The sequence below is a fragment of the Pseudomonas sp. GL_117 genome (assembly GCF_057835125.1).
The window spans coordinates 5,106,399-5,119,154 of the sequence record NZ_CM174418.1 but is presented as its reverse complement, the minus strand read 5'-3'; the positions used below and the strand labels follow the sequence as shown (position 1 = coordinate 5,119,154).

Annotated in this window: 6 protein-coding genes, 3 tRNA genes and 3 rRNA genes; 11 read left to right on the top strand and 1 reads right to left on the bottom strand. The window is 55.4% G+C overall.

Features of this window, described 5'->3' with window-relative positions:
- Positions 1 to 711: 711 nt before the first annotated feature.
- The 5 genes from AC3ISR_RS23315 (at position 712) to rrf (ending at position 5,918) form a co-directional block, all read left to right on the top strand.
- Positions 712 to 2,248 (top strand): 16S ribosomal RNA (locus tag AC3ISR_RS23315).
- Between the two features lie 83 nt (positions 2,249 to 2,331).
- Positions 2,332 to 2,408: transfer RNA gene (locus tag AC3ISR_RS23310), tRNA-Ile, on the top strand.
- A 30-nt stretch (positions 2,409 to 2,438) separates the two neighbouring features.
- Positions 2,439 to 2,514 (top strand) — tRNA-Ala (locus AC3ISR_RS23305).
- 247 nt (positions 2,515 to 2,761) lie between these two features.
- A 23S ribosomal RNA gene (locus tag AC3ISR_RS23300) occupies positions 2,762 to 5,653 on the top strand.
- A 149-nt stretch (positions 5,654 to 5,802) separates the two neighbouring features.
- A 5S ribosomal RNA gene (gene rrf, locus AC3ISR_RS23295) occupies positions 5,803 to 5,918 on the top strand.
- The 16S, 23S and 5S rRNA genes sit together here with 2 tRNA genes alongside, the layout of an rRNA operon.
- 369 nt (positions 5,919 to 6,287) lie before the next feature.
- On the opposite strand, the gene AC3ISR_RS23290 is transcribed toward rrf, so the two are convergent.
- Positions 6,288 to 6,372 (bottom strand) — tRNA-Leu (locus AC3ISR_RS23290).
- 108 nt (positions 6,373 to 6,480) lie between these two features.
- Here AC3ISR_RS23290 and queA point away from each other — a divergent pair.
- From queA to AC3ISR_RS23260, 6 genes are all read left to right on the top strand, one after another.
- A complete protein-coding gene (queA, locus tag AC3ISR_RS23285; protein ID WP_192299575.1) occupies positions 6,481 to 7,530 on the top strand; it encodes a tRNA preQ1(34) S-adenosylmethionine ribosyltransferase-isomerase QueA in 1,050 nt (349 codons plus the stop codon).
- Between the two features lie 5 nt (positions 7,531 to 7,535).
- Positions 7,536 to 8,651, top strand: coding sequence for a tRNA guanosine(34) transglycosylase Tgt (gene tgt, locus AC3ISR_RS23280; RefSeq protein WP_003175976.1), 1,116 nt, complete (start codon positions 7,536 to 7,538; stop codon positions 8,649 to 8,651).
- Between the two features lie 43 nt (positions 8,652 to 8,694).
- Positions 8,695 to 9,033 (top strand): preprotein translocase subunit YajC, encoded by a 339-nt coding sequence (gene yajC / locus AC3ISR_RS23275; protein WP_003175975.1) that lies wholly within the window; start codon positions 8,695 to 8,697, stop codon positions 9,031 to 9,033.
- A 62-nt stretch (positions 9,034 to 9,095) separates the two neighbouring features.
- Positions 9,096 to 10,964, top strand: a complete 1,869-nt coding sequence (gene secD / locus AC3ISR_RS23270) for a protein translocase subunit SecD (RefSeq protein ID WP_192299574.1) — start codon at positions 9,096 to 9,098, stop codon at positions 10,962 to 10,964.
- A 9-nt stretch (positions 10,965 to 10,973) separates the two neighbouring features.
- Positions 10,974 to 11,888 (top strand): protein translocase subunit SecF, encoded by a 915-nt coding sequence (gene secF, locus AC3ISR_RS23265; RefSeq protein ID WP_016977660.1) that lies wholly within the window; start codon positions 10,974 to 10,976, stop codon positions 11,886 to 11,888.
- Positions 11,889 to 12,011: 123 nt separating this feature from the next.
- Complete coding sequence (locus tag AC3ISR_RS23260; protein ID WP_192299573.1) at positions 12,012 to 12,554, top strand: glycine zipper 2TM domain-containing protein; 543 nt, start codon at positions 12,012 to 12,014, stop codon at positions 12,552 to 12,554.
- Positions 12,555 to 12,756: the final 202 nt, after the last annotated feature.

Here is a 12,756-nt window from a genome sequence, read left to right as displayed (position 1 = left end):
GCGCCTCAGCACTCCACTATCAACTCCGCGCGACGATTGCGGGGGCGGCCCTCGGCGCTGTTGTTGTCCGCCAGCGGTCGGGGTCTCCACATAACCAGTGGCTGCTAGGCGCCTTGGCTGTATGCCGTTGGCTTGCAGGTAGTCCTCCACGCTACCGGCGCGGGCGATTCCTTCTATATAGAGAGGGAAGGCCTGTTTTGGGTTGTTTGATAGAAAAACCAAATAAACGGTTGACGGCAGATTCTGGATGTCTATAATTCGCCCCACTTCCGGCGCAGTCGAAACGGAAAACTCCTTGGTAAACAATGAGTTACGCAGTTTTCGGCAGCAGGTTGCTTCAGTTCATCGAAGCGCTCAGGAAGTTGAAAAAGAGGTGTTGACAGCAGCGTGTAACGCTGTAGAATTCGCCTCCCGCTAACGAGAGATCGTAAGCGCAAGTGGTTGAAGTTGTTGAAGAAATCTTCGAAAGCTTCTGAAAATAATCACTTGACAGCAAATGAGGCTGCTGTAGAATGCGCGCCTCGGTTGAGACGAAAGATCTTAACCAACCGCTCTTTAACAACTGAATCAAGCAATTCGTGTGGGTGCTTGTGGAGTCAGACTGATAGTCAACAAGATTATCAGCATCACAAGTTACTCCGCGAGAAATCAAAGATGTAACCAACGATTGCTGAGCCAAGTTTAGGGTTTCTTAAAAACCCAAAGATGTTTGAACTGAAGAGTTTGATCATGGCTCAGATTGAACGCTGGCGGCAGGCCTAACACATGCAAGTCGAGCGGTAGAGAGAAGCTTGCTTCTCTTGAGAGCGGCGGACGGGTGAGTAATGCCTAGGAATCTGCCTGGTAGTGGGGGATAACGTTCGGAAACGGACGCTAATACCGCATACGTCCTACGGGAGAAAGCAGGGGACCTTCGGGCCTTGCGCTATCAGATGAGCCTAGGTCGGATTAGCTAGTTGGTGGGGTAATGGCTCACCAAGGCGACGATCCGTAACTGGTCTGAGAGGATGATCAGTCACACTGGAACTGAGACACGGTCCAGACTCCTACGGGAGGCAGCAGTGGGGAATATTGGACAATGGGCGAAAGCCTGATCCAGCCATGCCGCGTGTGTGAAGAAGGTCTTCGGATTGTAAAGCACTTTAAGTTGGGAGGAAGGGCAGTTACCTAATACGTATCTGTTTTGACGTTACCGACAGAATAAGCACCGGCTAACTCTGTGCCAGCAGCCGCGGTAATACAGAGGGTGCAAGCGTTAATCGGAATTACTGGGCGTAAAGCGCGCGTAGGTGGTTTGTTAAGTTGGATGTGAAATCCCCGGGCTCAACCTGGGAACTGCATTCAAAACTGACTGACTAGAGTATGGTAGAGGGTGGTGGAATTTCCTGTGTAGCGGTGAAATGCGTAGATATAGGAAGGAACACCAGTGGCGAAGGCGACCACCTGGACTAATACTGACACTGAGGTGCGAAAGCGTGGGGAGCAAACAGGATTAGATACCCTGGTAGTCCACGCCGTAAACGATGTCAACTAGCCGTTGGAAGCCTTGAGCTTTTAGTGGCGCAGCTAACGCATTAAGTTGACCGCCTGGGGAGTACGGCCGCAAGGTTAAAACTCAAATGAATTGACGGGGGCCCGCACAAGCGGTGGAGCATGTGGTTTAATTCGAAGCAACGCGAAGAACCTTACCAGGCCTTGACATCCAATGAACTTTCCAGAGATGGATTGGTGCCTTCGGGAACATTGAGACAGGTGCTGCATGGCTGTCGTCAGCTCGTGTCGTGAGATGTTGGGTTAAGTCCCGTAACGAGCGCAACCCTTGTCCTTAGTTACCAGCACGTAATGGTGGGCACTCTAAGGAGACTGCCGGTGACAAACCGGAGGAAGGTGGGGATGACGTCAAGTCATCATGGCCCTTACGGCCTGGGCTACACACGTGCTACAATGGTCGGTACAGAGGGTTGCCAAGCCGCGAGGTGGAGCTAATCCCACAAAACCGATCGTAGTCCGGATCGCAGTCTGCAACTCGACTGCGTGAAGTCGGAATCGCTAGTAATCGCGAATCAGAATGTCGCGGTGAATACGTTCCCGGGCCTTGTACACACCGCCCGTCACACCATGGGAGTGGGTTGCACCAGAAGTAGCTAGTCTAACCTTCGGGAGGACGGTTACCACGGTGTGATTCATGACTGGGGTGAAGTCGTAACAAGGTAGCCGTAGGGGAACCTGCGGCTGGATCACCTCCTTAATCGACGACATCAGCTGCTCCATAAGTTCCCACACGAATTGCTTGATTCATTGAAGAAGACGATAAAGAAGCAGCCCGAAATTGGGTCTGTAGCTCAGTTGGTTAGAGCGCACCCCTGATAAGGGTGAGGTCGGCAGTTCGAATCTGCCCAGACCCACCAATTTTGTGTGGGAAACGCCTGTAGAAATACGGGGCCATAGCTCAGCTGGGAGAGCGCCTGCCTTGCACGCAGGAGGTCAACGGTTCGATCCCGTTTGGCTCCACCACTACTGCTTCTGTTTGTTGAAAGCTTAGAAATGAGCATTCCATCGTAATGATGGTGAATGTTGATTTCTAGTCTTTGATTAGATCGTTCTTTAAAAATTTGGGTATGTGATAGAAAGATAGACTGAACGTTACTTTCACTGGTAACGGATCAGGCTAAGGTAAAATTTGTGAGTTCTCTTAGTTGAGAAATTCGAATTTTCGGCGAATGTTGTCTTCACAGTATAACCAGATTGCTTGGGGTTATATGGTCAAGTGAAGAAGCGCATACGGTGGATGCCTTGGCAGTCAGAGGCGATGAAAGACGTGGTAGCCTGCGAAAAGCTTCGGGGAGTCGGCAAACAGACTTTGATCCGGAGATGTCTGAATGGGGGAACCCAGCCATCATAAGATGGTTATCTTGTACTGAATACATAGGTGCAAGAGGCGAACCAGGGGAACTGAAACATCTAAGTACCCTGAGGAAAAGAAATCAACCGAGATTCCCTTAGTAGTGGCGAGCGAACGGGGACTAGCCCTTAAGTGGCTTTGAGATTAGCGGAACGCTCTGGAAAGTGCGGCCATAGTGGGTGATAGCCCTGTACGCGAAAATCTCTTAGTCATGAAATCGAGTAGGACGGAGCACGAGAAACTTTGTCTGAATATGGGGGGACCATCCTCCAAGGCTAAATACTACTGACTGACCGATAGTGAACTAGTACCGTGAGGGAAAGGCGAAAAGAACCCCGGAGAGGGGAGTGAAATAGATCCTGAAACCGTATGCGTACAAGCAGTGGGAGCAGACTTTGTTCTGTGACTGCGTACCTTTTGTATAATGGGTCAGCGACTTATTTTCAGTGGCGAGCTTAACCGAATAGGGGAGGCGTAGCGAAAGCGAGTCTTAATAGGGCGTCTAGTCGCTGGGAATAGACCCGAAACCGGGCGATCTATCCATGGGCAGGTTGAAGGTTGGGTAACACTAACTGGAGGACCGAACCGACTACCGTTGAAAAGTTAGCGGATGACCTGTGGATCGGAGTGAAAGGCTAATCAAGCTCGGAGATAGCTGGTTCTCCTCGAAAGCTATTTAGGTAGCGCCTCATGTATCACTGTAGGGGGTAGAGCACTGTTTCGGCTAGGGGGTCATCCCGACTTACCAAACCGATGCAAACTCCGAATACCTACAAGTGCCGAGCATGGGAGACACACGGCGGGTGCTAACGTCCGTCGTGAAAAGGGAAACAACCCAGACCGTCAGCTAAGGTCCCAAAGTTATGGTTAAGTGGGAAACGATGTGGGAAGGCTTAGACAGCTAGGAGGTTGGCTTAGAAGCAGCCACCCTTTAAAGAAAGCGTAATAGCTCACTAGTCGAGTCGGCCTGCGCGGAAGATGTAACGGGGCTCAAACCATACACCGAAGCTACGGGTATCACGTAAGTGATGCGGTAGAGGAGCGTTCTGTAAGCCTGTGAAGGTGAGTTGAGAAGCTTGCTGGAGGTATCAGAAGTGCGAATGCTGACATGAGTAACGACAATGGGTGTGAAAAACACCCACGCCGAAAGACCAAGGTTTCCTGCGCAACGTTAATCGACGCAGGGTTAGTCGGTCCCTAAGGCGAGGCTGAAAAGCGTAGTCGATGGAAAACAGGTTAATATTCCTGTACTTCTGGTTATTGCGATGGAGGGACGGAGAAGGCTAGGCCAGCTTGGCGTTGGTTGTCCAAGTTTAAGGTGGTAGGCTGAGATCTTAGGTAAATCCGGGATCTTAAGGCCGAGAGCTGATGACGAGTTACCTTTTAGGTAACGAAGTGGTTGATGCCATGCTTCCAAGAAAAGCTTCTAAGCTTCAGGTAACCAGGAACCGTACCCCAAACCGACACAGGTGGTTGGGTAGAGAATACCAAGGCGCTTGAGAGAACTCGGGTGAAGGAACTAGGCAAAATGGCACCGTAACTTCGGGAGAAGGTGCGCCGGTGAGGGTGAAGGACTTGCTCCGTAAGCTCATGCCGGTCGAAGATACCAGGCCGCTGCGACTGTTTATTAAAAACACAGCACTCTGCAAACACGAAAGTGGACGTATAGGGTGTGACGCCTGCCCGGTGCCGGAAGGTTAATTGATGGGGTTAGCTAACGCGAAGCTCTTGATCGAAGCCCCGGTAAACGGCGGCCGTAACTATAACGGTCCTAAGGTAGCGAAATTCCTTGTCGGGTAAGTTCCGACCTGCACGAATGGCGTAACGATGGCGGCGCTGTCTCCACCCGAGACTCAGTGAAATTGAAATCGCTGTGAAGATGCAGTGTATCCGCGGCTAGACGGAAAGACCCCGTGAACCTTTACTATAGCTTTGCACTGGACTTTGAATTTGCTTGTGTAGGATAGGTGGGAGGCTTTGAAGCGTGGACGCCAGTTCGCGTGGAGCCATCCTTGAAATACCACCCTGGCAACTTTGAGGTTCTAACTCAGGTCCGTTATCCGGATCGAGGACAGTGTATGGTGGGTAGTTTGACTGGGGCGGTCTCCTCCTAAAGAGTAACGGAGGAGTACGAAGGTGCGCTCAGACCGGTCGGAAATCGGTCGTAGAGTATAAAGGCAAAAGCGCGCTTGACTGCGAGACAGACACGTCGAGCAGGTACGAAAGTAGGTCTTAGTGATCCGGTGGTTCTGTATGGAAGGGCCATCGCTCAACGGATAAAAGGTACTCCGGGGATAACAGGCTGATACCGCCCAAGAGTTCATATCGACGGCGGTGTTTGGCACCTCGATGTCGGCTCATCACATCCTGGGGCTGAAGCCGGTCCCAAGGGTATGGCTGTTCGCCATTTAAAGTGGTACGCGAGCTGGGTTTAGAACGTCGTGAGACAGTTCGGTCCCTATCTGCCGTGGACGTTTGAGATTTGAGAGGGGCTGCTCCTAGTACGAGAGGACCGGAGTGGACGAACCTCTGGTGTTCCGGTTGTCACGCCAGTGGCATTGCCGGGTAGCTATGTTCGGAATAGATAACCGCTGAAAGCATCTAAGCGGGAAACTAGCCTCAAGATGAGATCTCACTGGAACCTTGAGTTCCCTGAAGGGCCGTCGAAGACTACGACGTTGATAGGTTGGGTGTGTAAGCGCTGTGAGGCGTTGAGCTAACCAATACTAATTGCCCGTGAGGCTTGACCATATAACACCCAAGCAATTTGCGTCGAAAGGCCAGATTGCGGTGTGTGAAGACGAAATGAACCGAAAGTTCGACGTTCACAAAACACCGAAAGCTATCACATACCCAATTTGCTGAAGCGAGGCACAAGCCACGACTCAGTACCCGAATTTCTTGACGACCATAGAGCATTGGAACCACCTGATCCCATCCCGAACTCAGCAGTGAAACGATGCATCGCCGATGGTAGTGTGGGGTTTCCCCATGTGAGAGTAGGTCATCGTCAAGATTAAATTCCGAAACCCCATTTGCGAAAGCAGATGGGGTTTTGTTTTGGGCGCGAAAAAAAGCCCAGGAAGGGCCGGTTTATCCTTTCATCGACGTTTTCAGTCCCGGGCAAGTTTATGATTTTTGAGTACGTTTCGGTCGCTGCTGGAGTCAATCTACCCGGCACTCCGAAGCGCTCTCCAGCGGGTCCTTGGAGGCTCGTAAGTGGCGATGAACGGTAGGGGGGGAGGGTCGTGTTGTCTTGGCGTGTCTGGGCGCTCCTGGAGAGGGCTCGGCACGATAGATCGCCTGCTAAAGGAAGGCTTGATGCGTTCCGCGCTTTTCTACAGACGAAAAAAAAGACCTTGAAATTCAAGGTCTTTTTTTAAGATGGTGCCCCGAGGGAGACTCGAACTCCCACTCCTTTCGAAAACGGATTTTGAATCCGCCGCGTCTACCAATTCCGCCATCAGGGCTCAATGGCGGCGAAGTATAGAGATGAGATTACCGTTGGTCAATCACCTTTCATGGTCAATTTTCACTATTTCCGCTAGACTTCCCGGCCCTGCTAGACGAACTCCATCATGCGCGTTGCTGACTTTACTTTTGAGCTTCCTGATTCGCTGATCGCTCGCCATCCTTTGGCCGAGCGTCGCGCCAGTCGACTGCTGACCCTGGACGGGCCCAGCGGTGCCCTCGCACACCGTCAATTCACTGATTTGCTGGAGCATTTGCGCCCAGGCGATCTGATGGTGTTCAACAATACCCGGGTGATTCCGGCGCGGCTGTTTGGCCAGAAAGCTTCCGGCGGCAAGCTGGAAATCCTGGTAGAGCGCGTACTGGACAGCCATCGTGTGCTGGCCCATGTGCGCTCCAGCAAGTCGCCGAAACCGGGCTCCTGCATCTTGATCGATGGTGGTGGCGAAGCCGAGATGGTGGCGCGCCATGACGCCCTGTTCGAACTCAAGTTCGCAGAAGAGGTGTTGCCTCTGCTGGAGCGTGTCGGCCATATGCCGCTGCCACCCTATATCGATCGCCCCGACGAAGACTCGGACCGCGAGCGCTACCAGACCGTCTACTCGCAGCGCCTGGGTGCCGTTGCCGCGCCGACCGCCGGGCTGCATTTCGACCAGCCACTGCTGGATGCGATTGCCGCCAAGGGCGTCGAGACCGCCTATGTGACCCTGCACGTGGGGGCCGGCACGTTTCAGCCGGTGCGTGTGGATAACATCGAAGACCACCACATGCACAGCGAGTGGCTGGAAGTCAGCCAGGAAGTTGTCGACGCTGTGGCCGCCTGCAAGGCGCGTGGCGGGCGAGTGGTGGCGGTAGGCACCACCAGCGTGCGCTCCCTGGAAAGCGCGGCACGTGATGGCGTGCTCAAGCCGTTCAGCGGCGACACCGACATCTTTATCTTCCCGGGCCGACCGTTCCATGTGGTCGATTGCCTGGTCACCAATTTCCATCTGCCCGAATCCACGCTGTTGATGCTGGTCTCGGCATTTGCCGGCTACCCGGAAACCATGGCCGCTTACCAGGCCGCCATCGCCAACGAGTACCGTTTTTTCAGCTACGGTGATGCGATGTTTATCACCCGCAACCCGGCGCCACGCGGCCCAGAGGAACAACTATGAGTCGTATGTCGTTTGAATTGCTCGCTACCGACGGCAAAGCCCGTCGCGGTCGCCTGACTTTCCCGCGCGGCACCGTGGAGACCCCGGCGTTCATGCCGGTCGGCACCTACGGCACCGTCAAGGGCATGTTGCCGCGCGACATCGTCGCCACCGGCGCCGAGATCATCCTCGGCAACACTTTCCACCTGTGGTTGCGTCCGGGCACGGAAGTGATCAAGAAGCATGGCGACCTGCATGACTTCATGAAGTGGCAAGGCCCGATCCTCACCGACTCCGGTGGTTTCCAGGTGTTCAGCCTGGGGGCCATGCGCAAGATCAAGGAAGAGGGTGTGACCTTCGCCTCGCCGGTAGACGGTTCCAAAGTGTTCATGGGCCCGGAGGAGTCGATGCAGGTGCAGCGCGACCTGGGCTCCGACATCGTGATGATTTTCGACGAGTGCACACCGTACCCGGCCGATGAGGACGTCGCGCGGATCTCCATGGAGCTTTCCCTGCGTTGGGCCCAGCGCTCGAAGAACGCACATGGTGATAACACCGCGGCGCTGTTCGGCATCGTCCAGGGCGGCATGCACGAAAGCCTGCGCAAACGCTCGCTGGAAGGCCTCGACAAGATCGGCTTTGACGGCCTGGCCATCGGCGGCTTGTCGGTTGGCGAGCCCAAGCACGAGATGATCAAGGTGCTGGATTATCTGCCGGGCCTGATGCCTGCTGACAAACCTCGTTACCTTATGGGCGTTGGCAAACCGGAAGATCTCGTAGAGGGTGTGCGCCGCGGTGTGGACATGTTCGATTGCGTGATGCCAACCCGTAATGCCCGCAATGGGCATCTGTTCATCGATACAGGCGTGCTGAAGATCCGTAACGCGTTCCATCGCCATGATGATTCGCCGCTGGATCCCACCTGTGATTGCTACACCTGCCAGAACTTCTCCCGTGCTTATCTGCACCATCTGGACAAGTGTGGGGAAATGCTGGGTAGCATGTTGAATACCATCCACAATTTGCGTCACTACCAAGTCCTGATGGCTGGTTTGCGCGAGGCTATTCAACAGGGTACATTGGCCGCCTTCGTCGATGCCTTCTATGCCAAGCGCGGGCTTCCTGTGCCGCCCTTGGACTGAGTTTTCCGACCCTAAGATTCACTATTTGCAACTGGAGTGCTAAATGAGCTTTTTTATCTCTAACGCCATGGCTGATGCCGCTGCGCCTGCCGCTGCCGGTCCTATGGGCGGTGGTTTCGAGTGGATTTTCCTGGTCGGCTTCCTGGTCATCTTCTACCTGATGATCTGGCGCCCACAGGCCAAGCGCGCCAAAGAGCAGAAAAACCTGCTGGGCAGCCTGCAGAAAGGTGACGAAGTCGTGACCACTGGCGGCATCGCCGGCAAGATCACCAAGGTTTCCGATGCTTTCGTGGTGCTGGAAGTTTCCGACACTGTGGAAATGAAGTTCCAGAAGGGCGCCATCGCCGCCACGCTGCCAAAAGGCACGCTCAAAGCGATCTAAGTAACAACCTTTACCAATCGACGGGGCGCGCAAGGCGCCCCGCGTCATAAGCGGGCGGCGTGATGCTGAACAAATACCCTCTGTGGAAATACGTACTGATCCTGGCGGTGCTGGCGATCGGTTTTATTTATTCCGCTCCCAATCTCTACCCTGATGACCCTGCGATCCAGATCACTGGCGCCAGCACTTCGCTGCAGGTCAATCAGGCTGATCTGGAACGCGCGAGCAAAGCGCTCACTGACGCAGGTATCCAGGTCAAGGCGGCAACGTTGGCAGCTGATGCGAAGGGCGGCTTGTTGCGCCTGACCAAGCAAGAAGACCAATTGCCGGCCAAAGATGTCGTGCGCAAGGTCATGGGTGACGACTACGTTGTCGCGCTCAACCTGGCACAGACCACGCCAAAATGGCTGCGCAGCATTGGCGCGCACCCGATGAAGCTGGGTCTGGACTTGTCCGGTGGTGTGCACTTCCTGCTGGAAGTCGACATGGACAAGGCCCTCGACGCACGCCTTAAAGTCTATGAGGGCGATGTGAAGAGCCTGCTGCGCAAAGAGAAATTGCGTTATCGCAGCCTGCCGCAGCTCAACGGTGCCATCCAGCTGGGCTTCTCTGACGAGGCTTCCCGCGAACAGGCCCGTGCACTGGTACGCAAGAACTTCACCGATTTCGACATCGTACCGGCCGACCTGAACGGTCAACCTGTACTGCGTCTGGCGATGACCCCGGCCAAGCTGGCGGAAATCCGCGAATACTCCATCAAGCAGAACTTGACCACGGTACGTAACCGCGTCAACGAACTGGGTGTGGCCGAGCCGATCGTTCAGCGCCAGGGTGCCAATCGCATCGTGGTTGAATTGCCGGGCGTACAGGACACTGCTGAAGCCAAGCGTATCCTGGGTAAAACCGCCAACCTGGAATTCCGCCTGGCCGCTGAGCCGGGAGCTTCCAAGGCCACCTCCGAGGAATTCGAGTTCCGCGAAGGCAACCGCCCGCCTGCACTGATCGAGCGTAGCCTGATCATCACTGGTGACCAGGTGACCGACGCCAAGGCCGGTTTCGGCGAGCACGGCACGCCTGAAGTAAACATCCGCCTGGATGGCCACGGTGGTGAGCTGATGAGCCGCGCCACGCGCAGCAACGTCGGTCGCAGCATGGCGGTCATCTTCATCGAGCAGCGTCCGGTCACCACCTACACCAAGCAAGTGGTCGACGGTGTAGAGAAAGATGTGCCGGTACAGTCCTTCAAGGAAGAGAAGAAGATCATCAGCCTGGCGACCATCCAGTCGCCGCTGGGTGCTCAATTCCGCATCACTGGCCTGAACGGTCAGGGCGAGTCGTCCGAGCTGGCACTGTTGCTGCGTGCCGGTGGCCTGGCGGCGCCGATGTACTTCGCTGAAGAGCGCACCATTGGCCCGAGCCTGGGTGCCGACAACATCACCAAGGGTATCGATGCGGCTTTGTGGGGCATGCTGTTCGTGTCGCTGTTCATCATCGCCATCTATCGCTTCTTCGGCGTCATCGCCACCGTGGCCCTGGCGGGCAACATGGTGATGCTGCTGGCCCTGATGTCGCTGCTGGGCGCTACACTGACCCTGCCAGGTATCGCCGGTATCGTACTCACCATGGGTATGGCGGTAGACGCCAACGTGCTGATCTTCTCGCGGATCCGTGAAGAGATCGCCGCCGGCATGACCGTACAGCGTGCAATCAACGAAGGCTTCGGCCGGGCATTTACCGCGATTCTCGACTCCAACCTGACCACCTTGCTGGTCGGCGGGATTCTCTTTGCCATGGGCACTGGCCCGGTCAAAGGTTTTGCGGTGACCATGTCCCTCGGTATCTTTACCTCGATGTTCACGGCCATCATGGTGACCCGCGCAATGGTCAACCTGATCTTTGGCGGGCGTGACTTCAAGAAGTTGTGGATTTAAGGGGCTGCCATGTTACGTACAATCAACTTCATGGGCGTTCGCAACGTTGCGTTCGGCGTCACTGTGCTCCTTACCGTTCTGGCGTTGTTCAGCTGGTTCCATAAGGGCTTGAACTACGGTCTGGACTTCACCGGCGGTACGCTCATCGAGCTGACCTACGAGAAGCCCGCCGACGTCACCCTGGTGCGCAACGAGCTGGTCAAGGCCGGCTATCACGAAGCCATCGTGCAGAGCTTCGGTGCAACCACCGACCTGCTGGTGCGTATGCCGGGCGAAGACCCGCAACTGGGTCACCAGGTAGCCGAGGCCTTGCAGAAGGTCGGCGGCGACAACCCGGCGTCGGTCAAGCGTGTCGAGTTCGTCGGCCCGCAGGTGGGTGAAGAACTGCGCGACCAGGGCGGCCTCGGCATGCTGATGGCGCTGGTCGGCATCATGATCTACCTGGCGTTCCGCTTTCAGTGGAAGTTCGGCGTCGGCGCGATTGTGTCGCTGATCCACGACGTGATCGTGACCGTGGGTATCCTGGCGTACTTCCAGGTTACCTTCGACCTGACCGTACTGGCAGCCGTGCTGGCGATCATTGGTTACTCCCTCAACGACACCATCGTGGTATTCGACCGGGTTCGTGAGAACTTCCGCGTACTGCGCAAGGCGTCGTTGATCGAGAACATCAACATCTCCACCACCCAGACCCTGCTGCGGACCATGGCGACGTCGATCTCCACCTTGCTGGCGATTGCCGCGCTGATGATCTTCGGTGGCGATAACCTGTGGGGCTTCTCCCTGGCGCTGTTCATCGGCGTTCTGGCGGGGACCTACTCGTCGATCTACATCGCCAACGTGGTGCTGATCTGGTTGAACCTCAACAGCGAAGACCTGATCCCTCCGGCCAGCACTGGCAAGGAGGTCGACGACCGCCCTTGATGGGCCGTTGTTGATCCGCTGTGACAAGAAAGGCACGAGTATTGAACTCGTGCCTTTTTTTTTGCTCCAAGGCTGGGTATAGCGCGGACGTTTCCGTCCGTTTGTGATGGTCAGGAGGTTCATGTGAACAAGTCGTTGCTGGTTGGTGCGGTATTGGGTGCTGTCGGTGTGACTGCCGGGGGTGCTTTTGCCACCTATAGCCTGGTAAAAAGCGGCCCTGAGTATGCGCAAGTGCTGGCGGTGCAGCCGGTGAAAACCCAGATCAAGACACCACGCGAGGTCTGCAAGGACGTCGCTGTGACCCGGCAGAAGCCGGTGCAGGATCAACATCAAATAGTCGGCACCGTGGTCGGTGCGCTGGCCGGTGGCCTGTTGGGCAACCAGGTCGGTGGCGGTAACGGTAAAAAGCTGGCCACTGTGGCCGGTGCGGTCGGTGGCGGTTATGCCGGTAACAAGGTTCAGGAAGGCATGCAGAACCGCGATACCTACACCACCACGCAAACCCGCTGTAACACCGTCAATGACATTAGCGACAAAGTGGTCGGTTACGACGTGCGTTACAACCTGGATGGCAAGGAAGGCACCGTGCGTATGGATCGCGATCCGGGTGGCCAGATTCCTGTGGATAAAGAAGGGCGTCTGATCCTCGGCCAGAATCAGCAGTAACCCATAAGCCTGGTGCAGTTCAAAATGTGGGAGCGGGCTTGCCCGCGAAAGCGGAGTGTCAGTCACCGGATGTATTGACTGGCCCACCGCATTCGCGGGCAAGCCCGCTCCCACATTGAGTATGTGTTGTGGCAGGAAATGCAGTGTTACCGCAATCCCAGGCAAAAAAAAGCACCCCGAAGGGTGCTTTTTTGTGCTCGCT

Bases quoted from the DNA above. Each gene is read 5' to 3' on its own strand.
- secF (WP_016977660.1), top strand. From the start codon at position 10,974: ATGTTACGTACAATCAACTTCATGGGCGTTCGCAACGTTGCGTTCGGC.
- secD (WP_192299574.1), top strand. From the start codon at position 9,096: ATGCTGAACAAATACCCTCTGTGGAAATACGTACTGATCCTGGCGGTG.
- yajC (WP_003175975.1), top strand. From the start codon at position 8,695: ATGAGCTTTTTTATCTCTAACGCCATGGCTGATGCCGCTGCGCCTGCC.
- queA (WP_192299575.1), top strand. From the start codon at position 6,481: ATGCGCGTTGCTGACTTTACTTTTGAGCTTCCTGATTCGCTGATCGCT.
- tgt (WP_003175976.1), top strand. From the start codon at position 7,536: ATGTCGTTTGAATTGCTCGCTACCGACGGCAAAGCCCGTCGCGGTCGC.